Raw genomic sequence first — 23,295 nt, forward strand, 5'->3', positions numbered from 1 at the left:
GCGCAGACCCAACCCAGCGCGACCGCCGCGGGACGCGCGTCTCCCCCTCGGCTTTTACCGCCGGCCCCTGTACAATGGCAAAGCGTCCTTGACCAAATCGCCAGGGTGCGTGCCAGCCGCAAAGGGCCTGGCACTGTCGTGAGGCTGGTGGCATCTGAACTTGATAAGACTGAACTCCCGGTCATATTGCCGCGTGAGGGCATCGTCGACACGATCAAGGCGAAATTGATCAGCTTCGGAGATGCCTATGCGTTGGACCTTCCGCAAAAAAATGGCGTCCATATCACGATGTATGGCAACCGAAACTTTTTGCAGGTCGCCAAGGGAGCCATCTCCAATCGGCCCGCCATGAGACTGAAAGGTGTGGCGGAGGATATTCGCGTCGCGCAGATGGAAGACGGCTGGACGGCCACATTCATGAGGTTTGGCGTCGTCTACAGTTTAGATGTGTCCTGCGATGATCCGGCAGCGCCGGAATGTAAATCGGACGGGTATTTGAAAAAGATACTGACCGAGTTTGACGATGTGGGGATAGGCTCAAAGGCGCGTGCGGCGGCGGCCCGTTTCAAGCCGCCGGGCGGTCTGACAAAAACGCCACCTGATGCGGCACGAAATGACCAGAAGGGAGCCGGATAATGCGCCCCTTTATCTCCATGTCCCGTCTCTTGCGTGTCGGTTTGCTTTTCGTGGTGACGGCCTGCGGTCCACAGACCCAAACCGGCAGCCAGGTGAGCTCGCAATCCGCGTCGGCTGTTTCAGAGGATATGGTGTCTAGCTTTGTTGATACATCTTCGGTCGAAGAGTCTGACAGCGCATCTGAACCTACGGCCGGCGCGTCAACGTTGGATTTCCCCCATGAGGCGCCTACGGTGCTTGTCGCGGGATCAGGCAGCGGATACTCAGACCTCAGCAATTGGGCGCCCGGCATCTGCTTCCCGGTTCAGGGCGCCGCCTTTGCAAATTCGCAGGTCTATAGCCCCGGTGGCGATCACTACCCCAGCCCATCGGCGACCAACCACGGCAGCCAATGTGATGGCAAAAACTACGCTTTCCCATGGCACGACAATTTCTGTGAGGCCAGGAGTTGGACAAACCCGGTCTGTGCGAGCGGCAGTGGGCATCAGGGCCAGGATATCCGTCCGGCCAGTTGCAAGGCCAATCAATACTGGGCCGTCGCCGCCGAAGACGGTGTCGTCACTCAGGTGGGCTCATATACGGTCGCGATCACCGGCAATGCCGTCCCGCACAGAATTTTCCGCTACCTGCATATGCAAAAGTCATCCGTTAAGGTCGCTGTTGGCGACAAGGTTCTGCGTGGCCAAAAGCTCGGACTGATTTCGAATAACCTGGGCGTTTCGAACGGTGTGCAGCAATATACAACCATCCATTTGCATTTCGAAGTGCGTGTCGCTCAGGCCGAAACCATGAGCGATGGCAAAGTCTTAGCGGCAAACGCCTTTGTGCCGCCCTATACCGCGCTTGTGAATGCTTACCAACGCCGTATGGCGGGAGATTGCGATACGACGTCTCAATAGAACAAGCTTGCGACCATTCAGCGCAAAGCCATCAGGTCTGTTTTCAGGCGCAGATTGAATACGGTCGCGTCGTCGATATCGCTGCGGCCATAGGGATGCGATATATATTGCAGGTCGGGCTGTATCGACAGTCCGTCGCGAATGTCCCATCGGTAGGTCAGTTCGTAGGTAATTTCCCGCTGTAGCGTATCTCCTATCGACGTTTGATAGGGTTTGCCGAAATGGGCCGCAGCGATAGCAAAGCCCACCTGGTCTGTGTCGCGTCCTTTAAAAGGGGCGGTGTAGACCAGTCCGCCGCCGGCATATTGGTCTATCGTCATGACTTGAGCATTGGCGACGCCGGTGCGGAGCCAGCCCTTAAGTCCGCGGGTGTCATCGCCGGTGAGCGTGACCGCGAGTTGAGCATAGGCGCCCGAGTTACTGTCGGACCAGCCAGAGCCGTCAAGGCGCTCCGCGGCGGCGCTATTGTGCCAGGTGGCCAGCTTCAGGTAACCGCCTTCAAAATCGTACTGATATTCCCCGACGATATGGCTGCCTTCGCGTCGCGACAGTCGGATATAGGCAAACGCCTTGTCATCGTTGGGATTGCCCGGCACGGCGTCGAAAACGCCCGCGCGAAAGCTGTTGCGGTCATCGAAACGCCATTGACCGACGATGCCCAGGCCGCTTGTCGGAAAAATAGACAGGCCGATCTGCGAATAGTCGACCCCAATGCCATGCGAGGCATTCAGGAACAGCCCGCCGACCGTCTGGACGTCGAAAATGCCATTGAGATTGATCAGGCCCGCCATGACATAGCTGTCCTTGCGGAATGTTTTTTTGCCGTAGGTTTCGAACAACCGCCACCCTTCGATGCTATCGATGTTGGACGTCGTCTGGATATCGCCGGCGTGAGAGCCTGAAAACGGGCCGCCGAAATCGCCCAGTATATAACCGAAGGCTTCCCAGCCATTGTCACCCGTCCAGTGGGCGGTCAGGTCAAGATTGCTCAGGCTGCGCGATCCAACGTCGAGGCCGCCACTCAGTACATTGTCGACTTCCGTTGTCAGAACGGCGCCAGCCACGGTATCGGCCCGGCCTTGTGTGGCGAGGGCTAGTCCGATGACGAGTGCGGAGATGAAGCCGTAGATGCCGAGGCAGCTCGACTGGCGATGGGTGGATAACGAAGGCATGTACGCTCAGATACGGGGGCACGGAGGTGTATTATTCCATAAATCCGATACTATATCGTGAATGGGTGGGCCTAATCCGCCCAGCCGTCGCCGTGTGGCACATCGCTGGGGGGCAAAAGGTCGCGGGTCATGAAAACCACATCGAGCCAGCGGCCAAATTTGAAGCCTGCCCTTGGTAAATAGCCAGTGTGCGTGAAACCGCAGGCCGCGTGGACACCGATCGAGCCGCCGTTTTCTCGGTCGCCGATAACGGCGATCATGCTGTAAAGCCCACGCGCGGTGCACAGGTCTATCAATCGGTTTAGCAACTGTTTGCCTATCCCACGTCCTGTGGCGTCTTGGGCCAGGTAGATACTGTTCTCGACCACATAGCGATAGGCGGGGCGTGTGCGGAAGGGCGCCGCATAGGCGTAGCCGACGACACGGCCATTTTCGACCGCGACCAGATAGGGCAGGCGCAGGTCGTGTACCGTCTGGAAACCGGACCGCATTTCCGCTTCGGTGGCCGGTTCCAGCGCGAAGGTGCCAGTGCCGTGCAAGACGTTATGGGCATAGATGGCCGTAATGGCGGCAAAATCGCCCTCGACGGCGTCGCGGATATCAACCATGGCGATCGACCGCCCAAATGGCGAAGGCATAATCGAAGGCAATCTCTTTCAGGAAGTCGAAGCGGCCCGAGGCGCCGCCATGTCCGGCGTCCATATTGATCTTGAGAAGCATCGGCGCGCCCGACGTCGATTTTTCGCGCAACTTTGCGATCCACTTCATCGGTTCCCAGTAGGTCACGCGCGTGTCCGACAGGCCGCCCGTGGCCAGGACCGGCGGGTAAGGCTGGGGTTTGATGTTATCGTAAGGCGAATAGCTGGCGATATAGTCATAGGCTTCGGCGTCTTCCAACGGATTGCCCCATTCGGGCCACTCCGGCGGGGTGAGCGGCAGGCTTGTGTCACTCATGGTGTTCAGCACATCGATAAATGGCACCGCACCAATGACACCGGCCCACAGGTCCGGCCGCATATTGGCGACCGCGCCCATCAGCATGCCACCAGCCGATCCGCCGTAGGCGACGATCTTGCCACGCGTGCCATAGCCGGCGTCGCACAGGCTTTCGGCACAGGCGATAAAGTCCGTGAAGGTGTTGACCTTCTTGAACTTGCGACCATCCAGGAACCAGCCATAGCCTTTTTCCGAGCCGCCTCGGATATGGGCGATGGCGTAGACCCAGCCGCGGTCGACCAGGCTAAGTGAGCGGATCGAAAACCCCGGGTCCATCGGTATGCCGTAAGAGCCATAAGCATAGAGCAGGAGCGGGGCCTTGCCGTCGAGCGGCGTGCCGCTTTTCATCAGCACCGTAATAGGCACATCCTGGCCATCCGGGGCCTTGGCATAGAGGCGGCGCGCGACATAGTTGGCCGGATTATGGCCGGAAGGGATGATCTGCGTCTTGCGCAGGACGCGGTCGCGCGTCTCCATATTGTAGTCGAAGGTTTGGGCGGGCGTGGTCGGGGAGGTGTAGCTGTACCGAATGATGTCGGTATCGTACTCGTAGCCTCCTGACGCGCCGAGGCTGTAGGCCTCTTCATCCACCGAGACGATGTGCTCGTTCATGTCCGCCTTGCGGGTGATAACGATACGCGTATTGGCGTTTTCGCGCTCGACCCGAAGCATGTGGCGTTTATAAACGCCCGATCCGGTGATGTAGATACCGGGGCGATGGGGCACGAGGTCTCGCCACGTGTCGCGTGACGGGCGTTCAGCCAGCGATACCATAAGCTTGAAATCGATGGCGCCGTCGGCATTGGTGCGAATGATGAAGCGGTCATCCCAGTGATCGATATCGTATTGGACGCCATCTTCGCGCGGTTGCACGCAAAACGGCAGTTCTTCCGGCGTCGCGGCCGGAATTAGCCAGGTTTCGTTGGTTTCATGATTGCCGCCGCCGATGCTGATAAAGGCGTCGGAACTCAGCGTGCCGACGTGCAGGAAAAAGCCCTCATCGGGTTCGTCATAGACCAGAACGTCTTCGCCACCGCGCGCCGGACGGCGGTAGACCTTGGCCGGCCGCGAGTTTTCATCGCGCCAGGTCCAGAAGATGTAGCGGGAGTCCGGCGAGAAGGTGAAGCCGCCGTCGCAGCTTGTGATCGGGTCAGGCAGGATCTCGCCGGTCGTCAGATCCTTGACGTAGACGGTGTAGTACTCGGAGCCTTGCGTGTCTTCGCCCCAGGCGAACAGCCGGTGATCGGGACTGTGCTGGGCGTCGGAGGTTTCGTAGAATTCGGTGCCCTTGGCCCGTTCTTCTTCGTTGAGTAGTATCTCTTCGGCGTCGCGGGTCGTGTCCGTCGCTGGGATTGCGGCGTGGAAATCGCCGCGCGTGCGCGGCCGGCGCGCCACGATGGGGTGTTGAGCGCCGGTTTCAAAGCGCGAATAGTACTCCCAATCGCCGTCGGGCGTAGGGACGCTGGCGTCGTCTTCCTTTATTCGTCCCTTCATTTCAGCGAAAAGGGCGTCTTGCAATGCCTGCGTGCCATCCAGGACGGCGGCGGAATAGGCGTTTTCTTCGTCCAGCGCGGCCTTGATATCGGCGCGGATGGAACCCGGGTCGCGAAGAACCGCCTGCCAGTTGTCGTCCTTCATCCAATGGTAATCGTCTGTCCGTGTCCGGCCCAGTTGCTCGATGGTAAACGGCTTGCGGGCGGGCGAGGGGGCTTTGGGCAGGGTCACGGGCGATCAGACTTTCTAGTGTGGCGGTAAAACACCGAGGCCATTCAAAAGACAGCGAATGGTAAACAACGCTATGGGGTGCAGGATTGACCCAATCCGGAAATGCCGTCAAATGTCTATATCGTATTTGTGGGGGATAAGCGCGTGATGATGGACGTTGACTTGACCGTGGCCTTGATCAAGGCAACCGTCCAAATCGATCAACCGATCAATGAAGCCAAGCGCATGGTCGGTACGGGTTTTTTGATCTCCGTCCAGAAGCCGGATGGCGCCACCCAGATCGTATTGGTCACCGCCGCCCACGTCTTCGAAAAGATGCCAGCGGCGGATGTGCGCATCGGCTGGCGCACGCAGGCCAAGGGGAACTGGAGTTACGTTCCGGCCAATATGACGATCCGTTCTGCGGCAGGGCCGGTCTGGTATCAGCACCCCAGCCAGGACATTGCAGTTATACCGGTTAACGTACCCGATGCCCTCCGTGACTCCGCCATCCCACAAAGCTGGCTGGCCGACGAAAACACTTTCGCAAACGAGAAGGTCGGGGCCGGCGACGAGTTGATGACGCTTGGCTATCCGCATGGGTTATCTGCGAACGTGGCGGGTTTCCCGATCCTGCGGGCGGGCCGCGTGGCGTCATATCCTGTGTCGCCGCCAAGCGCCTATCCGACCTTCCTGATCGATCTGACGGCAGTGCCGGGTAATTCGGGCGGTCCGGTATTCATGACATCGCAAGCGGGAAAGGGACACACCTTCATCGCGGGCGTTCTGATAAAGCAGGTCGAGGACGACAGTCAGCGTCTGGAACTGGGTGTCGTTACGGACGCGGTCTTTGTGCGTCAAACCATTGACATCATGCTCAAGGCTGAGGCCAGCGGTGTCAATCCGTCGGCCAATCTGAAACCGGCGGCGCCGGCGCCAATGCGCACACCCGGTGGGCCGACAACCTCCAGTCCCGATATGACCCGCCGTACAACGGCCCGTCCGTCCGATAGTGTCGGCGGCGACCAGCAAACGCCAGGCCAATAGGCGTTAGCCTAATCTAGGCTGAGGCTTAGTCCGTCCAGGGCGCCGTACCCCGAACGTATCGCGGCCAGGTGCGCCGGTGCGTGGCTTAGGGTGTGGGCGTAGAAGAGGCGCATCAGTTTGATCCGGTCGTTGAGCCACTCCACGTCGCCGTTTGCCAAAAGGCCTTGCGCCGCCAGGGCGCCTTTCAGCAGAAGCCAGCCACCGATCAGGTCGCCGCACAGGGTCAGATAGGTCGTGGCTGCCGTAGCCACGTCGAGCGGCGCAGCCGCTTTTTGCGCCAACAGGTGGTCAGTGGCGGCGGAAAATTGCGTCACCGCGGCTAGAAGTTGCTCTGCCTCGACGGCGAATCCGTTCGCCAGTTCCAGCTTATTGACCTCCAGGAAGGAGCGGATGTCCGCCTCGATATCCCGCGCGGCGGCGCCATCATTGGCCAGCTTCCGGCCGACCAGATCGGCGGCCTGGATGCCATTGGTGCCTTCGTAGATTGGAGCGATGCGCGCGTCGCGATAATATTGCGCGGCGCCGGTTTCTTCGATGAAACCCATACCCCCATGGACTTGCACGCCCAGGGACGCTACCTCAACGGCGCGGTCGGTGGACCATGCCTTTGCTATTGGCACCAGAAAATCCTCGCGACGTTTGTGACGCGGATCCGGATCGCGCCGGCCGGCGTCGATGGCGGCGGCGGTGGCCATGCATATGGCGCGCGCGGCCTCGGTCTTTGCCTTCATGGTGGCCAGCATCAAGCGGACATCCGGGTGGTCATAGATCGGAGCGTAGTCCTGACCGGTAATGAGCGACTTGCCTTGACGGCGGTCCCGCGCATAGGCCTGCGCCTTTTGCCAGGCGGCATCGGCCAGGCCCACGCCTTCGAAGCCTACGGCCAGGCGTGCGGCATTCATCATGGTGAACATGGCGGCCAGGCCGCCATTAGGTGGGCCAATCAGTTCGGCCTGCGCGCCTTCGAAGGACATGACGCAGGTCGGAGAGGCGTGGATGCCCAGCTTATGTTCCAGCCCGACGCAACTCACGCTGTTGCGCGCGCCGGGCTTGCCGTCGCCAGTGACCAGGAATTTCGGGCACAGGAACAGGGAAATGCCACGCGTTCCCTTAGGCGCGTCGGGCAACCGTGCCAGAACCAGGTGGATAATATTCTCCGCGCCGTCGTGTTCGCCCCAGGTGATGAATATTTTCTGGCCGGTGATGTGGTAGGTGCCGTCGTCGGCAGGCTCAGCGCGAGTGGTCAGGGCCGCAAGATCCGAACCGGCGCCCGGTTCGGTCAGGTTCATGGTTCCGCACCATTGCCCGGCTATAAGCTTAGGCAGGAAAAGATCCTTTTGCGCTTGAGATCCATGGGCGTGGATTGCTTCTATGGCGCCCTGCGATAGGGTCGGCAGCAGGGTGAAGGCCATGTTGGCGCCGTGGAACATGTCGAAACACGCCTGTTCCAGCATCTTGGGCAGTCCCTGCCCGCCATAGGCTGGACCGGCTGCCAGGCCATACCACCCGCCATCGGCATAGGCCTTAATGGCATCGAGAAAACCCGGCGCGACAATTACACGATCGCCGTCAAGCTTGGTCCCGCCCAAGTCACCGATATGGTTTAGCGGCGCCAGCACATCTCCGGCCAGTTGCCCGGCGGCATCGAGCACGGCGTCGCGCAGGTCTGCATCAAAGTCAGGAAAGGCTGAGCTGTTGTAACTGTCTGCCATGCCAATGACATGGTCGAGGCAGAAGGTAATATCTTTGACACTGGCGCGATAGGTCATTGGGCATCCCTGTTTTTCTTGCAGTCTATGACGGAGCCTCGCGCCTCGCAAGTTCCTTTTACGTGAACGTCAACTTTTTAAACTGGCTGCGATTTTCAACCGGCCGGTGCTTGAAATGAAATAGTATCTGTTACATATATTTTCGCATGACGCTCTTGGGCGTGTGGTGTATGCAAACATATCCGAGGAGACGACTATGACTGAACCCATGACCGGGCTGACGCCGACCAGCTATAACCGCTACAGCCGCTATCTTCACTGGTTGATGGCGTTTCTCATCCTGTTCATGGTTTTTCTGGGGTGGCGGTTCGACGACAAGGACAGCCTGATCTTCACGCGCGCCAATCTGCACAAGTCGATCGGTATTCTGATAATCCTTCTGACACTCCTGCGTATCGCCTTGCGCCTGGTCTACAAGGCGCCGCCAGCCGCCCCCATGTCAAAATGGCAGATATGGGCAGCGCATGCCCTGCATGTCGGTTTTTATGTCGTGATGATTGGCCTGCCGCTGTCCGGCTGGCTGATGGTTTCGACCTCGACGCGTGACATTCCATTCTTTGGCATGACGTGGCCGCATTTGCCGGTGCCGCAGACTCACGACGCGCATGAGACGTTTGAAGCCGCGCACGGACTGATCGCCAAGCTGTTGTTCTACGTCATGATCCCACTGCATGTCCTGGCCGCGCTGAAGCACCAGTTTGTCGACAAGGATACGGTGATGGAGCACATGGTGCCGGGTCTTAAGCCCAGACCAATCCTGAATTATCGCTGGTTGTTGCCGATTGGCGTTGTTGGCTCGGCGGTGGTGCTTGGTTTTGGTGTGCTGCGCGGGACGCCGCAGACGCGTAACGATGCCCCGCCACCTGTGGCCTCAGTCGCCAGCAGTGAGGCGCCGGAGGCGTCCGCGTCGGTAAGCGAGGCTGCGGCGTCGTCTGTGTCTGAAACCGCAAGCGCATCACAGGCCGCAGCGGTCACAAACTGGGTCGTTGATAAGTCCGCCACCAAAATCGCTTTCAGCACCAGCCTGTCGGGGGAGGCGATCAATGGTGGATTCAGCAGCTATTCCGCCGCCATCGCGTTCGATCCGGAGCAGTTGGACAAGTCGCGCGTAAAGGTGACGATCGATCTGTCGTCGGTCAGTTCCGGCGACAATGACCGCGACGGCAGCCTGAAAAGCGATGCCTTCTTCAATGTCGCCGTGACGCCGAAAGCGGTATTTGAAGCGACAAGCTTCACGAAGACGGATGCGACCCATTTTGTCGCCAAGGGGCGGTTGACCCTGCACGGTAAGAGTCAACCATTGAGCTTGCCGTTCAGCCTCATCATCAAGACTGACACCGCCACGATGACGGGCAGCACCACCATCGACCGGACCGCTTTCGGGGTCGGGTCGGGTGAGTGGGCGGCGACGGACGCTCTACCGGCCAAGGTGAAGGTCGATATCAGTCTGAAAGCCAAAGCCGCGAAATGAGTCTGGTCGAGGCGGCTGTCGACGCCCTGAACGCCGGCAATCTGATCCATCTGCCCACTGAGACCGTCTACGGTTTGGGCGCTTCGGCGGCTGACCCCGAGGCGGTCATCAAGGTGTTCGAAGCCAAGGGGCGGCCGCGATTCAACCCGCTTATCGTTCACGTCGGCGATCTGGCGTTGGCTGAGCGAATTGGGCTCTTCAATGATCGGGCCAGGGCGTTGGCTCAGGCGTTCTGGCCGGGGCCCCTGACCCTGGTCCTGCCGGTCCGTGATAGGGATCAAGCCTGCGATCTGGCGCGCGCTGGTCTGGACAGCGTTGCCTTGCGTATGCCGGCGCATCCCATGGCGCTGGACATCCTGCGGGCATTCGGTAGCGGGGTTGTGGCGCCATCGGCCAATCGCTCCGGACGACCGAGCCCGACCACCCAGGCTGACGCTTACGAAGAAACCGGGGCCTCAGTCGCCGTATCGCCCGACGGCGGCGATTGCGGGGTCGGGGTGGAATCCACCGTGGTCAGTTTGTTGGGAGAGGCCCGCTATTTGCGGGCCGGTGCGGTCACGCGTGCTCAGATCGAAGCCGTGGTCGGGCCTCTGGCTGCCGATACTGCAGAGGGGCATCGCTCTCCCGGTCGCCTCAGCACCCATTACGCGCCGGATGCGCCGGTGCGCATCAATATTGATATACCGTCTGAAGGTGCGGTCTATCTCGCTTTTGGCGAAACGGCGTATGCGGGCGAGGTCATTCAACTGAGCGCTGGTCGTGACCTCCACGAAGCGGCCGCCAATCTGTTCCGCGCGCTGCGCGACGCCGACCGCCTTATGCCATCGGTTATCGAAATCGCCCCCATACCAGATCACGATATCGGCGAGGCGATCAATGACCGGATTCGCCGCGCAGCCGGCTTTGTCGGTTAGGCGGCTTTTGCGCTTTTCAATTCTGGCTGAGGGCGAGTGAAAACCCAATCGTCGCCGGTCGTCAGGTCGGCGCGGAAGGTGTAGTCTGCGACGTTGAAATCCTTCAACCCGTCGATTGTATCCACACGGTTGTCGATCATGAAACGTGCCATCAGGCCGCGCGCTGTCTTGGCAAAGAAGGAAACAATCTTTGCCTGATTGCCTTTGATTTCAAGAAAACGCGGAGTGACGACCCGGGCCTTGAGCGCCTTGGTCAGCGCGGCGCGGGCATATTCCTGACTGGCCAGATTGACCACAATGCCTGTGTCGTGGTGCGTCAGTTCAGTTGTCAGGCTTTTGGCCAGTGTATCACCCCAAAATTCGTAAAGCGAATTGGCGCGCCCCGTTTTCAGATGTGATCCCATTTCCAGACGATAGGGCCGGATCAGGTCGAGCGGCCGCAGGACGCCGTACAGGCCGGAAAGTATGCGCAGGTGATCTTGGGCCCATTTGATGCCCGCCGCGTCCAGAGTGCGCGCTTGCAACCCTGTATAGACATCGCCATCGAACATGAAAGCGGCGGCACCCGGCGTCTGGTCTTCGAAGCCTTGGTAGCGCGCATAATTCAATTCACCGAGCGTTTGGGAGATGTCCATCAACTCCATGATCTGCTTGGGCTTGAGCCGCTTTGCACTCTTCACCAGCTTCGCTGTCTCTTGCGGGAAACGCGGTTCTGTCGGTACGACGCCGGCATCGAACGGAGACAGGTCGAGTGATTTCGCGGGAGATAACAGGGTTAGCATGAGCCGATTTTTTGAAGATTTGCGGGGCTGAATTTCCTTTTTCAGCTTATAGGCAGGTTCGATATCGGTGACAATAGAGTGAGCTAGGCAGCGCTGCCAGTTATGCGGTTCTTCTCTACTAAGTACGCCTTTCCGATCAAGCACTTAAAGCTCAAAAAACCTGATGGCCGGCGTAAAACGGAAAGGCAGAATACGTAATGTTGTTATTATAGTAAACAACGGGACGTAGAGTCTTTACGATATGTTTCCATTAAAATAATGCCGCATTCATTTTGAATAATATGCCGTCTATAGGTGTAAATTCGTGTGTTATGTAGTTGTTAAGGATTTATTACTTATTTTAGCCCGCCTTAGTAAGGCTTCTGGACGAGGATCGAATGAGTTTAGGTAGCGTCCTTGTCATGGATCACAACCGTGACCAGGCAGAGCGTATTTCTTCTATGCTGCATGATCAGAAGTGGACGTCTGTCCTTAGCTTCGACCAGAAGATGGCTATGCGGCTATTAAAAGGAAGTCGTTTTCACCTTCTGCTGTTTGATGCCTATGATGGTCAGGGCAGCACGATGCAGATCATCGATCAGATTCGTACGCATTCCCAGGAAGCCCCCCTCGCCATTATGTCCAGCGCTTGGCGTGGACAGGCGCCTGGCACCGGGAGTGAGATCACTGCCGCCGGCGCCGATTTCGTCATTGCCAAACCGTTCGCACCCGACAAACTGAAGACGCTTCTGGCCGACACCAATGCTTATCACCGCGCTCGATCCAAGGACCATCATGTTTTGGTGGTGGAAGACGATCAGGACTTGCGTCTCGATATTTGCCGGGTGCTCAAACAGGTCGGATACAAGGTGTCCTTCGCCTCAAACATGGAAGATGCGTTTTTTGATCATAATCTGGGCATGATCGACGTCGTGCTGACGGCTGTGCTGATCCCGGGCATCGGGGGCATCGAAGGCACGTTCCAGATCAAAAAGGACTTTGCCCACTGCAAGGTCGTAGCCATGTCTCAGGGCGTCGATGACACGATCACAGCTATCCACGTCCTGGCGGCGGCGAAGGCGGCCGGCGCCGATGCATTGCTGCCCAAGCCCTTCAATATGCATGACCTTCTGAAATCGGTGCAGAGCGTCATCCGCGCCAAAGAAGGACCAGAAGAATCGAATCAGGCGGCCATTGATGCCTTGTTCGACAACTGATTACACCCTGTACAATCAGAATAAGACATGCGGATTCATGATCCGCTTCGGGTCCAGGGCTGATCTGAGGGCCTGCATGGCGGCGACGGCCACCGGGTCTTTGTACACCAGCGCCTCGTTCGTCTTCATGCGGCCCAGTCCGTGTTCCGCCGAGATCGATCCTTCATAGGCATTGACCAGATCGTGAACCACCTTGGCGCCTTCGTCGCGCAAGGCATTGAACTTGGCTGCGTCCATGCCTTCCGGCACGATAACGTTGAAGTGGACATTGCCGTCACCGACGTGGCCAAACGCCACGAGCCGCGCGCCAGGCAGGAAGGCTTCAATTGCGGCCTTACCCTCTTCCATATACTCGGCCATGCGCGATAGCGGCACGGAAATGTCGTGTTTCCAGGCTGCCCCCTCGGCTTTTTCAGCGGCAGAGTGATCTTCGCGCAGGCGCCAGAATTCTGCGGCCTGCGTCTCGTTTTGGGCGATTACGGCGTCAAGCACGAGTTCTTCTTCGAAGGCGGCTTCGAGCAGACGTTCCATGGCGGCGGAAGCTCCTTGCGGATCGCCCGAAGCAACCTCGATGAGGGCATACCAGGGATACTCGCCCTCCAGCGGTTCGCGCGTGTCGGGAATGTGCTTCAATACCAGAGACAGACCGTAACGCCCCATCAGTTCGAAGGCTTCGACCTGTCCCCCCGTTTCCTGCTTAGCGCGGACCAGAAGGTCTATGGCCTTCTGCGCGCTGTCGAAGGCAACTATGGCTGTGGCGCGTGAGTTCATGATCGGGAAGAGTTTAAGCGAAGCGGCGGTGATGATACCGAGCGTGCCTTCCGCGCCGATGAACATGTGTTTGATGTCGTAACCGGTATTGTCCTTGCGCAGGCGCTTCAGGCCGTGAAAGACATCGCCGTTCGGCAGGACGACCTCAAGTCCGGACACGAGGTCGCGGGTGACGCCGTAACGCAGTACAGCTGTGCCGCCGGCATTGGTCGAGATGACGCCGCCGACTGTTGCCGTACCTTCGGCTGCGAGCGACAGGGGAAAATAACGGTCGGCCTTTTCGGCGATCTGCTGCGCGTCGAGGAGGGTAAGGCCGGCTTCCAGAACCATGGTGTCGTCGGTCGGCGCCACGTCACGGATCGCCTTCATGCGCTCAAGCGAAATCAGGATTTCGCCAAAGGGGATTTGGCCGCCAACCAGACCTGTATTACCGCCCTGAGGGGTTATCGCGACGCCATTGTCGAAACAGATTTTGACGACCGCGGAGACTTCATGTGTCGATTTCGGCAAGACGAGGAGAGGGGTGTGGCCTTTCCACTTTCCTCGCCATTCGGTCAGCTTGGGATCGACACGCATCGGATCCTCGCTCCATCCGGCGTCACCGACCACGGCCTTTATCCGGGCGATGACCTCTGGTGAAACGGGCGGGGTTTCGGAGACGGCGGGCGTAGACATCGATCTGACCTTGATGGATATAGGATGAGCAGGGCGCGGCGAGCGCAATCTTACGCGCTGCGTTAAGGGAGAGAGGCCGGAAGTGCAAGACACAAAACCTAATGCTTCCGATGAGTTGCACTTATATCCTATTCCCGCGGTTGGGGTTGTATGCTGGCGCGGCGATGACGTGCTGTTGATTCGTCGCGGGCGCGCGCCACGTCTGGGCGAATGGTCAATTCCCGGCGGTAAAATAAATCGCGGCGAATCTCTTGCTGACGCAGCGTTAAGGGAACTGTTTGAAGAAACGCGTGTGACGGCTCAACTTGGTGAGTTAATCAACGTTTACGAGATAATAGAGGCCGGCTTTCACTATATTCTTATCGACTATTCCGCGAACTGGGTGTCGGGAGAGCCGATTGCTGGCGATGATGCGGACCTGGCTGCCTTTATGCCGTTAAGTGAAGCTATTGCATTGATAAAGCAGGAAGATATTCGCGACGTGATCTTGCGGTCGCGCAAAATCTATTAGTTTTTAAATACAACCTTATGTCGGTGAAACTGTCTCGCATTTGCGACAACTGGCCGCGTTGCAGTGAAAACTCTCTGTCTCGAGGAATTGCATCTTGTGGTAATGATAAAAACATGGTTAAGTATTAATTAACGGCGGCAGAGTGTGAAGCTCCTGTAATCCGTTACGGACAGGGATATTCTCCGAGCTTCTTCAGGGCGGGGACGAAGAGCCTGTTTGGTCCATGGTTTTAGTTTGTTAGGAGTTTGCTATGAAGAAGTTTGCCGTTGCCCTTACCGTCCTGGCTATTGCCGCGGGCGCCACGTTTGTTGCCACTCAGGCGAGCGCCATTCCGCCGGTTTGCAATCCTGTCAAGGGTTATTGCTAAGATTGGCGAATGATCTGTTCTGAACAGATCTTTTGAATAATGTAAGGCGGGCAAGGCTTCGTGCTTTCCCCGCCTTTTTCATGACTTGAATACTCATCAGGCGCCATTTCCCAGGCTTAAGCGAATACTAAGGTCTTTGCGGTCTAATCGCCGGTAATGATTACCGAAGCAGACACGGATTTCCCTAAAAGGGGGATAATAAAAGCGGGGCGTTGGCTGACAATATGTCTGCTGGGCGTGTTCTGTTGTGTGTTACTGCCTATGTCCAGGCAGGCGTCAGCGCGGGAGGTTGGCGCAACCACCCCACCATACCATGACAAGCTGGCAAGGGTTTACGACACGGTATCTGCCACACCGTTTGTCTATACGCCAAATGAGGTCGACAACTATGGTCAGGTGGCCATGGCCTTGTCCGGTGACGAGCGCATATATGCGCTCTGGCGGGTCCTGTATGCTTATAAGACCAATCAGAATGAGGCCAAACTTATGGCCTGGCACGATCGCATCATGCAATTAGCCCAAAGCGAGAACGATAGTAATCTCGACCTGCTCGCCCGCTTCATGCTTCAAACCTATCAGAATGAAACCAATGGCTATGACACGCTGACCGAAAGGGAGTGGGCGACCTACATGGCGTCTTCGGATGTCGCGCTGCAGAATATCACGACCCTGGAACGCATCAGGCAGTTGCAATACAGTTTCCAATGGGCCGAAGCCATCGATCTGGGCGAAAATCTGATCGTTCGGCTGCACGCCCAGGGCAAGGCGGCTGAGGGGTTGCTTAGCGTGGCGCAGCAAAGTCTGGCCTATAATATGATGAATGTTGGCGATTATAAAGCCTACGCCGATCATATGCTTGCCTCGGCGCAGTTATCGCAAACCAATGCCTTCTTCCTACAAAAAATGGATATGTTGTATGATCTGGCCTATTTCGCGGCCCAGAATAACGATATCGATCTGGCGCAGAAGCTTCAAAAGCTCTACGCGGGCTACGTCGCCAAGTATAGCATTTCCGATTTGCGCGCCTGGGATCGCGAACTGTGCGCTGTGGTCAGTGACAAGAGCGGCAACTATGCTGCGGTTATCCAGTGCCTGGAGGGATCTGCGGTCATTCAAGGCGTCGTCAACGGCCCGCATGACGCCTACACTCTGCGCCTGATCACCAACGCCTATGCGCGACTCTATGACGTCAATCGCACGCGCTTCTATTTAAGCAAGCTACAGACCGTCCCGGAGGCCATCTATCCGCGTGACCGCCTTTTCGAAAAATATATAGGTGCCTACCTCAAGGCGGCCGGAGGTCAGTACGAGTTGGCGTTCCGCGATCTGGGTGACTATGCGCTCGATGTGCATCGCGATGACCAGAACAAGGGGATCGCAGCCGTTCAGGACATGTATAAGGCGCTCCGCAAGGAACTAGACAGCCAGACTGCCGAAAGCCGTCTTCTGGTCAAGCAGGTCCAGATGGGCAACCTTCTGCTTGGTGCTGCCGGACTGATTGCTTTCCTTTTACTTGTTATCGTGGCTGGCGGCGGTCTTTGGGTATGGCGGATGCGGCGGATGCAATGGCATCTGCGCGACGCGCATGAACATGCCGAAGCGGCTAACGCCGCCAAATCGCGCTTCCTGGCTGTGATGAGCCATGAACTGCGCACACCGCTGAACGGTGTTCTCGGCATGGCGCAGGCTTTGAAGAAAGAGGAACTCAACGACGTTCAACGAGAACAGGTTGAAATACTGGTCGATTCCGGCCAGACCCTGCTCGTCCTTTTGAACGACGTGCTGGACATGTCGCGCATTGAAGCCGGAAAGATCGAATTGGCGCCGACGCCGTCCACAATGAAGGACATGATCGAGCGGGTCATCAATACCTACAGCTCCTTGTTGGACGGCAAGGATATCATGCTGCGTTATGAAATCGCTGAAAATGCGTGCGGGGCGATGATGTTTGACGTCCTGCGTGTTTATCAGTGCCTGTCCAACCTGGTATCCAATGCGTTGAAATTCACTGAAAAAGGGACCGTTCGGATTTTGACGTCGGCCGAACATCACAAAGACGGCGGCTTCAAAGTCCGTGTTGAAGTGCGAGACACCGGTATAGGCATGTCTAAAGCTACGCTCGACAAGCTTTTTGAAGCCTACAGCCAGGCGGATGCTGGCACGACGCGGAAATATGGCGGTACTGGTCTCGGACTGAATATAAGTCGTCGACTGGCGGAATTGATGGGCGGGTCATTGAGCGTCACAAGCGAAGAAGGAAGCGGCTCCACATTCGTGATGACCTTTGAAGCCGGAGAGGTTGTCGCCTCGACCAAAACCGCGGAAACGGAACCGTCTGTACTGACCCACGATGAAAACGAGGACTTACCAGGTATGAAAATCTTACTCGTTGATGATCATCCGGTGAACCGAAAGGTGGCGCGCTTGTTTCTTGAGCCGTTCGGCTTCGTCATTACTGAAGCTGTCGACGGCCGTGAAGCTCTTGATCTGGACATGTCACGCTTCGACCTGATCCTTATGGACTTGAACATGCCACGGATGGGCGGACTTGAAGCCACACGCATCTTCCGCACCCAAGAAGCCGAAGGTAAGCACGTTCCGATCGTTGCCTTGACGGCCGATGCCATGCATGACCAGATCGAAGCCTGCATGGCTGCCGGAATGGATGCCCACATCTCTAAACCGATCATCATGGATAATCTGGTGGATACGGTGGCCCGCCTGTTGCGCCTGCAGGATGATACCGGCGCAACGAAATCGGAAGTTGCCTGACCGTTCACGCCGATTTGGCTAGGGTTCGCATAAAACGGACTGTATACTTCCTGAAAGGTCCCCATATTTGAGGGGTATCTGTTTCGGGGAGGCCCAATTGCTGCAATCCATTTCTATTTTCGGACCGGTAACCTTGGTTATCGTCGTCCTCGGCATTATGCTGTTGTTCAGCATCATCAAGATCGTGCCGCAGGGATATGAGTTCACCATCGAGAATTTCGGTCGCTATACCCGAACTCTCAAGCCTGGTATCGCGTTTCTAACGCCGTTCGTTGAGGCTGTTGGCCGTCGGGTCAATATGATGGAGCGGGTGTTCGATGTGCCGCAGCAGGACGTGATCACGAAGGACAATGTGAACGTCAAGGTTGATGGCATTGTTTTCACTCAGGTTATAGACGCGGCTCTGGCGGCGTATCGCGTCGATAATCTCGATAATGCGATTACGCAACTCGCCATGACCAATCTGCGCACCGTGGTGGGGGCTATGGAACTGGATGAGGTTCTGTCCCAGCGTGATGCCATTAATTCCAGGCTGCTGAATGTCATCGATCATGCGACATCGCCATGGGGTGTGAAGGTCAACCGAATTGAAATCAAGGACCTCAAGCCGCCACATGACATTACGGATTCGATGGCGCGCCAGATGAAGGCCGAGCGGGAGCGTCGCGCTTTGATCATCGAGGCCGATGGCGAGAAACAGGCGGCGGTGGCGCGCGCCGAGGGGCAGAAACAGGCAGCGGTGCTTGAAGCCGAAGGCCGCAAGGAGGCCGCCTTCCGCGACGCCGAGGCGCGCGAGCGGTCCGCCGAAGCGGAAGCCAGGGCGACCGACATGGTGTCCCAGGCCATTTCCAAAGGAGACGTCAACGCCATCAACTACTTCGTGGCGCAGAAATATGTCGAAGCGTTTGGCAAGTTCGCCGACTCGAACAACACCAAGACTCTTATCCTTCCGGCCGACATGTCGTCGCTGGCCGGCACAATCGGCGGCATTTCCGAATTGATCAAATCCGTCGCCACTGATCCCGTCAAACCGGCGCCCGCTAGGAAGGCGTAAGGCCATGGATCTAAGCAACATTTTGCTGATAGGGCCGGTGGGGATTAACGCTTTTTGGGTGTGGTTCGTCTTCGGTTTATTGTTGCTCGGCGTTGAGGTGTTTCTCGGCACGCAGTGGCTGCTGTGGGCGGCGGCGTCCGCCGGGGTGGTGGCCGTGGTCTGCCTGACTGGGTTACCGTTCGGCTTTTTCTTCCAAGCATTGACGTTCGCGCTTCTCAGCCTGGCCATGGGTATTCTGACGCCGAAATTCATGAAAGTCGCTTCGCACAGCGCCGATATCAACGATCCTCACCGCCGGATGGTCGGCAAACAGGCGCACGTCCTGAGCGGGTTTGAGCTGGTCGCGGGTGGCGAACGGACCGGTCGTGTCAGCTTCGACGGCGTCGAATGGCCGGCTGTATTGGTCGAAACAACGGGCACCGCTCTGGCGGCGAATGATCGCGTCGTCATCGAACGCATTCACGAGGGGCGCGTTTTCGTTCGTCGCACATAATCGCGACGATAATATTTCCCTTACGGCAATGGGGTTTGCGGATAAGAATTGATTTGCCAGGGTAAAAAATCGGGTTTCCTATGTCGCAAAAGACAAGAGGAAACCCGACATGGCTCATGATGATCAATGTCCGTTACGCCCCCATATTTCCGATGCCGAATGGAAGACTCGGTGCGAATTAGCGGCGCTCTACCGCCTCGCGTCCCTGTTCGGTTGGGACGATCTGATTTTCACGCACATTTCGGCCCGCGTTGCGGGCCGGGACTCGCTGGTAAAACAGGCGGACGGAAGCTATGCGGCCTCTGATACCGATCATTTCCTGATCAATCCCTACGGCACCTTCTTCAACGAGATGAAGGCCTCGGACCTGGTCAAGGTCGATATCGACGGGCGCATGGTCACGGAGGTGCCCGTCATGATCAATCCGGCCGGCTTTACCATCCACAGCGCCATTCACGGCGCCCTGGCCGACGCCCATTTCGTCATGCACCTGCATACGGATCACATGACCGCCGTGTCGGCGCAGGCCGAGGGTCTGTTGCCACTAACGCAAAACGCCCTGCTGCTGCGTCCTCAACTCACCTACCACGATTATGAAGGGGTGGCGCTGGATTTGGAAGAGCGGGGGCGGTTGGTTGCCGATATCGGCCAGAAACGCATTCTTATGCTGCGTAATCATGGCACCCTGACCTGGGGAACGACGGCGGCGGAAGCCTTTGTTATTATGTACTTCCTTGAACTGGCCTGTCGACAGCAGGTCATGGCGCTTAGCGCCGGTCGCGGTGGCGTCCTGGAAGTGGGACAGGCCGTACAGGACAAGGTTGCCCCCCTGTCGGGCGGCATCGGCTTTGTCGGCGGTTTAGTCTGGCCTGGTCTTATGCGCAGGCTGGCGCGGGAAGCGCCAGGCTATGATTCTTAGGACCTACTGGCTTGAAGCGGTTTCCGACGCTCCAGCCGATGCCGTTGCCGGCGGAACATAAGGAGTAGTTTCCAGCTTGAGATAGGCAATCAGGTTGCGCCGATCGGTCTCATTCTGAATGCCGGCATAGCTCATTTTCGTCCCCTTCACGACGGCTTGCGGCGCAGCAAGATATGTATCCAGCGTGTCAAAATCCCAAACGACATTGTGCCGTGTCATCGCCTCGCTGAAGGTGTAGCCAGGCTCAGTTCCTGACTTGCGTCCGAAAACACCGTACAGGTGTGGTCCGACCAGGTTCATCTTGTCGGCGGAAATCGTATGGCAGGAGCGGCATTTTCCGAACTGAATCTGTCCAGCGTTCAGGTCGGCTGTGTTGTACGGGGCGGGGAAGGTGGCCTGAATCGCCGCTTTTTCGGCGTCGGTGTATATGTGCGGCGGCGCTAGGGCGATGTCCTGGCCGTTATCATTGTCCGCCGTACGTTGGCAGCCGCTTAAGGCCATGGTCGCCAATATGAGAAATACCACCTGCTTCATCATCTTGTCCCGATACATGCATACTTAGATCGGAACTCTTACGTCAGTCCGGCAGGTTTGGCGATATGGGAATTGCATTTGATATCCAGCCGCGATGATGAAAGTCGCAGGCTGCCGCTTTACGCCAGACCGAGCGCTTCGCCAGCTGCGCTAGAACAGCGACGGGGTTTCGAAATCGAGTAGTTTCTGCTTGAGCGGCAGTCCGCCGCCATAACCGGTGAGGGTGCCGCTCTTGCCAATGACGCGGTGGCAGGGAATTATCAATGCGATAGGGTTTTTGTTGTTGGCGCCGCCAACCGCCCGGGTCGCCTTGATATCGCCGACGGCCTTGGCGATTTGTTGATATGACCAGGTTTCGCCGAAGGGTATATCGCACAGCGCCTGCCACACTTTATGCTGGAACGGCGAGCCTTGCGGCTTCAGAACTAGGTTGAAGTCTGTCCGCTTTCGCTCAAAAAATTCGTGGACTTGACGGGTCACCTCCTTGAGCCGGTTCGGCGCATGTTCGGCCCGGTCCCTATGAGCCAAGCGAGTCGTCATTTCGCTGTTCAGAAACGTAAATTCCATGACGGCACCGTCTTCGTCCACGGCGGCCGCGGCCATACCAAATGGCGTTTCGATGTGTGAGAAATATAGGCTCATGACGAACGGTCTCATGGAAAGTGGCGATTCTCAAATCACCGTTTGGCTATCGTAGGCGCCTGTTTATACCGAGACCGCTCCCGAAGACGTGTCTTTAGTAAAACGGAAACTCTTATTACTGTACATTAATTCTTCTGGAAATTGAGTATTTGCATGGCCGACCCCCCCTTTGAAAGCGTGCCGAAAATCGACAATCCATCGCAGTCCTATACCCGAGCGATGGAATATCTGGTTGGCGTGGTTCAGGCACTGTCTCAAGCCCGTGACGTCGGCGAAGTGGCGGTCATTGTTCGAAATGCGGCGCGGAATCTAACCGGTGCCGATGGGGCGACCTTCGTCCTGCGTGACGGGAACGCCTGTTATTATGCTGATGAAAACGCCATCGCGCCCTTGTGGAAGGGGAAGCGGTTTCCAATGGAAATGTGCGTCAGTGGATGGGTTATGCTCAATCGGCAAGCGGTCACTATTCCTGACATTTACCAGGACGCGCGCGTTCCAACGGAAGCCTATCGGCCGACGTTCGTCAAGAGTCTGGCGATGGTGCCTATTCGGCGCGAGGCGCCCATCGGCGCTATCGGCAATTATTGGGCAGTTAACCGGACACCGACTTCGGAAGAAATGGCCATTTTGCAGGCCTTGGCCGACACCACTTCGGTCGCCCTGGAAAATATTCAGCTTTACGATACGCTGCGCGAAAAGGTGAAAGCCCTTGAAGCGCAGCAGGCGCGTATTCAGGCTCAGCATGAAACGCTTGAGGTATTTACCCGGGCGCTGGCGCACGATTTGCGTGAGCCGGTTCGCACGGTCCGTTCTTTTTCCGATCTGATTGTCGAAGGCGGCGGTACGCCGGAAACCCGCCCCGACTATTTCGATTTTATTCGAAAAGCCGCTGACCGAATGGCGATGCTGATCGATACCGTTTTTCTCTATACGCAACTCGACGACCCGTCTCGTCTGGTGCGTAAGCCTTGTGACATGAATGATGTGGTTCAAGCAGCGAAGGAAAATCTGGCGCATCTGATTATTGAACGTGGCGCTGGTGTGACATACGATATCCTGCCAAAACTATCCGCGCACCCGACCCATATGATGCAGGTTTTGCAGAACTTGATTGCCAACGCCATTCACCACGGTCCAGAAGGCGTAAAGGTCCATATCTCGGCCGAGCAGGGCGAGGATGGCTGGCAGTTCAGCGTTCTAGACGACGGACCCGGGATTGCCGCCAACGACACGACACGGATCTTCCAGCCTTTCAAGCGTCTGAATCAGAATGAGGAGGGGGCTGGGCTGGGCCTGTCATTGTGCCGCAAGATCGTCGGTCTGCATGGTGGGCGAATCTGGTGTGAATCGACAGTAGGCAAGGGTGCCAAATTCATATTCACCCTGCCGCCGCCGGACTCCGACCAAAAAAATATTGACCGTAGAACGGATAAATGGATGACCCGGGACAATTTAGCCACCGACGGTTCAACTCAGGAAAAACTGGCCAACGTCCTCCTGGTCGATGACAGGAAATCAGATGTGGAACTCACGCGGGTTTTTCTGCAGGTGCGTGACAAGATGAAGTTTAACCTATCTGTGGCGAATGGCGCGCGTGAAGCGCTGGAGGCACTGAAACAGGCGCGTAGCCGCGATGAGAAGATTGACCTGCTATTGCTGGACATCAACATGCCTGGAATGGACGGGTTTGAAATGTTGGAAAAGCTTCAGGCAGACGACAGCCTTAAGCATGTCGCGGTTATCATGTGCACCGGATCCACCTACGATCAGGATCAGATGCGGGCGCGCGAACTAGGCGCCTCGGGTTATATGGTCAAGCCAGCGTCCCTGGCTCAACTGAAGCCGATGCTGGACGCAATTCCGGCGTTGAGACTGAAAGGCGACGGTGAGTCGGTGCACTTGACGCGGGCGGCGTAGACTGCTTACGACATACTTATCTTTGCCGGTAAAATAGGCCGTGCATCTTCACCG

20 protein-coding genes are annotated in these 23,295 nt (G+C 57.3%); 12 read left to right on the top strand and 8 right to left on the bottom strand.

Translation table 11 applies throughout. The features are described from left to right. Positions 1 to 147: 147 nt before the first annotated feature. Both AEAC466_RS34310 and AEAC466_RS34315 read left to right on the top strand, forming a co-directional pair. The gene (locus AEAC466_RS34310; RefSeq protein WP_155913637.1) at positions 148 to 636 is read left to right on the top strand and encodes a hypothetical protein; all 489 of its coding nucleotides are present in this window, start codon (positions 148 to 150) and stop codon (positions 634 to 636) included. Then, positions 636 to 1,535: a M23 family metallopeptidase gene (locus AEAC466_RS34315; protein ID WP_023458376.1), complete on the top strand. Its 900-nt coding sequence runs from the start codon at positions 636 to 638 to the stop codon at positions 1,533 to 1,535. The genes AEAC466_RS34310 and AEAC466_RS34315 overlap by 1 nt, the downstream gene beginning before the upstream one ends. A 17-nt stretch (positions 1,536 to 1,552) precedes the next feature. Here the strand turns inward: AEAC466_RS34315 and AEAC466_RS34320 are convergent, their stop codons facing one another. The 3 genes from AEAC466_RS34320 to AEAC466_RS34330 all read right to left on the bottom strand — a co-directional run bounded on the left by AEAC466_RS34320 (position 1,553) and on the right by AEAC466_RS34330 (position 5,428). After that, positions 1,553 to 2,707 (bottom strand): carbohydrate porin, encoded by a 1,155-nt coding sequence (locus tag AEAC466_RS34320; RefSeq protein ID WP_023458377.1) that lies wholly within the window; start codon positions 2,705 to 2,707, stop codon positions 1,553 to 1,555. Positions 2,708 to 2,778: 71 nt separating this feature from the next. Then, the gene (locus tag AEAC466_RS34325) at positions 2,779 to 3,345 is read right to left on the bottom strand and encodes a GNAT family N-acetyltransferase (protein WP_235074266.1); all 567 of its coding nucleotides are present in this window, start codon (positions 3,343 to 3,345) and stop codon (positions 2,779 to 2,781) included. Continuing rightward, the gene (locus AEAC466_RS34330) at positions 3,308 to 5,428 is read right to left on the bottom strand and encodes a S9 family peptidase (protein WP_023458379.1); all 2,121 of its coding nucleotides are present in this window, start codon (positions 5,426 to 5,428) and stop codon (positions 3,308 to 3,310) included. The genes AEAC466_RS34325 and AEAC466_RS34330 overlap by 38 nt, the downstream gene beginning before the upstream one ends. 147 nt (positions 5,429 to 5,575) lie before the next feature. Between AEAC466_RS34330 and AEAC466_RS34335 the strand changes: the two genes are divergently transcribed. Next, the gene (locus AEAC466_RS34335) at positions 5,576 to 6,454 is read left to right on the top strand and encodes a S1 family peptidase (protein ID WP_031238835.1); all 879 of its coding nucleotides are present in this window, start codon (positions 5,576 to 5,578) and stop codon (positions 6,452 to 6,454) included. A gap of 8 nt (positions 6,455 to 6,462) precedes the next feature. On the opposite strand, the gene AEAC466_RS34340 is transcribed toward AEAC466_RS34335, so the two are convergent. Further along, positions 6,463 to 8,223, bottom strand: coding sequence for an acyl-CoA dehydrogenase (locus tag AEAC466_RS34340; RefSeq protein ID WP_023458381.1), 1,761 nt, complete (start codon positions 8,221 to 8,223; stop codon positions 6,463 to 6,465). Positions 8,224 to 8,419: 196 nt separating this feature from the next. On the opposite strand from AEAC466_RS34340, the gene AEAC466_RS34345 reads away from it, so the two are divergent. Both AEAC466_RS34345 and AEAC466_RS34350 read left to right on the top strand, forming a co-directional pair. Next, positions 8,420 to 9,694, top strand: coding sequence for a YceI family protein (locus AEAC466_RS34345; RefSeq protein WP_023458382.1), 1,275 nt, complete (start codon positions 8,420 to 8,422; stop codon positions 9,692 to 9,694). After that, positions 9,691 to 10,608, top strand: coding sequence for an L-threonylcarbamoyladenylate synthase (locus tag AEAC466_RS34350; protein WP_023458383.1), 918 nt, complete (start codon positions 9,691 to 9,693; stop codon positions 10,606 to 10,608). The genes AEAC466_RS34345 and AEAC466_RS34350 overlap by 4 nt, the downstream gene beginning before the upstream one ends. On the opposite strand, the gene yaaA is transcribed toward AEAC466_RS34350, so the two are convergent. Beyond that, positions 10,605 to 11,390, bottom strand: coding sequence for a peroxide stress protein YaaA (yaaA, locus tag AEAC466_RS34355; protein ID WP_023458384.1), 786 nt, complete (start codon positions 11,388 to 11,390; stop codon positions 10,605 to 10,607). The two genes, AEAC466_RS34350 and yaaA, sit on opposite strands and share 4 nt — an antisense overlap. A 377-nt stretch (positions 11,391 to 11,767) precedes the next feature. Here yaaA and AEAC466_RS34360 point away from each other — a divergent pair, with 377 nt between their 5' ends. Next, positions 11,768 to 12,586, top strand: a complete 819-nt coding sequence (locus tag AEAC466_RS34360; RefSeq protein WP_031238837.1) for a response regulator — start codon at positions 11,768 to 11,770, stop codon at positions 12,584 to 12,586. 15 nt (positions 12,587 to 12,601) lie between these two features. On the opposite strand, the gene AEAC466_RS34365 is transcribed toward AEAC466_RS34360, so the two are convergent. Then, positions 12,602 to 14,032, bottom strand: a complete 1,431-nt coding sequence (locus AEAC466_RS34365; protein ID WP_023458386.1) for an FAD-binding oxidoreductase — start codon at positions 14,030 to 14,032, stop codon at positions 12,602 to 12,604. A gap of 82 nt (positions 14,033 to 14,114) precedes the next feature. Between AEAC466_RS34365 and AEAC466_RS34370 the strand changes: the two genes are divergently transcribed. The 5 genes from AEAC466_RS34370 (at position 14,115) to AEAC466_RS34390 (ending at position 20,148) form a co-directional block, all read left to right on the top strand. After that, positions 14,115 to 14,543: an NUDIX hydrolase gene (locus AEAC466_RS34370; RefSeq protein ID WP_023458387.1), complete on the top strand. Its 429-nt coding sequence runs from the start codon at positions 14,115 to 14,117 to the stop codon at positions 14,541 to 14,543. A gap of 628 nt (positions 14,544 to 15,171) precedes the next feature. Beyond that, positions 15,172 to 17,682: an ATP-binding protein gene (locus AEAC466_RS34375; protein WP_081714630.1), complete on the top strand. Its 2,511-nt coding sequence runs from the start codon at positions 15,172 to 15,174 to the stop codon at positions 17,680 to 17,682. A gap of 115 nt (positions 17,683 to 17,797) precedes the next feature. Next, positions 17,798 to 18,736, top strand: coding sequence for an SPFH domain-containing protein (locus AEAC466_RS34380; RefSeq protein WP_035429916.1), 939 nt, complete (start codon positions 17,798 to 17,800; stop codon positions 18,734 to 18,736). Positions 18,737 to 18,740: 4 nt separating this feature from the next. Next, the gene (locus tag AEAC466_RS34385; RefSeq protein ID WP_023458391.1) at positions 18,741 to 19,229 is read left to right on the top strand and encodes an NfeD family protein; all 489 of its coding nucleotides are present in this window, start codon (positions 18,741 to 18,743) and stop codon (positions 19,227 to 19,229) included. 109 nt (positions 19,230 to 19,338) lie between these two features. Continuing rightward, a complete protein-coding gene (locus tag AEAC466_RS34390) occupies positions 19,339 to 20,148 on the top strand; it encodes a class II aldolase/adducin family protein (RefSeq protein WP_023458392.1) in 810 nt (269 codons plus the stop codon). 3 nt (positions 20,149 to 20,151) lie between these two features. On the opposite strand, the gene AEAC466_RS34395 is transcribed toward AEAC466_RS34390, so the two are convergent. Both AEAC466_RS34395 and AEAC466_RS34400 read right to left on the bottom strand, forming a co-directional pair. Then, complete coding sequence (locus tag AEAC466_RS34395; protein ID WP_235074267.1) at positions 20,152 to 20,685, bottom strand: c-type cytochrome; 534 nt, start codon at positions 20,683 to 20,685, stop codon at positions 20,152 to 20,154. A 147-nt stretch (positions 20,686 to 20,832) separates the two neighbouring features. Beyond that, positions 20,833 to 21,324, bottom strand: coding sequence for a methylated-DNA--[protein]-cysteine S-methyltransferase (locus AEAC466_RS34400; RefSeq protein ID WP_023458394.1), 492 nt, complete (start codon positions 21,322 to 21,324; stop codon positions 20,833 to 20,835). Positions 21,325 to 21,477: 153 nt separating this feature from the next. Between AEAC466_RS34400 and AEAC466_RS34405 the strand changes: the two genes are divergently transcribed. Continuing rightward, positions 21,478 to 23,241 carry a hybrid sensor histidine kinase/response regulator gene (locus tag AEAC466_RS34405; RefSeq protein WP_023458395.1) on the top strand — a complete coding sequence of 588 codons (1,764 nt, stop codon included), beginning with the start codon at positions 21,478 to 21,480 and terminating at the stop codon, positions 23,239 to 23,241. The last annotated feature ends 54 nt before the right edge of the window (positions 23,242 to 23,295 follow it).

Origin of the sequence: Asticcacaulis sp. AC466, from assembly GCF_000495815.1 — a bacterium.
In the GTDB taxonomy this organism is placed as follows: domain Bacteria; phylum Pseudomonadota; class Alphaproteobacteria; order Caulobacterales; family Caulobacteraceae; genus Asticcacaulis.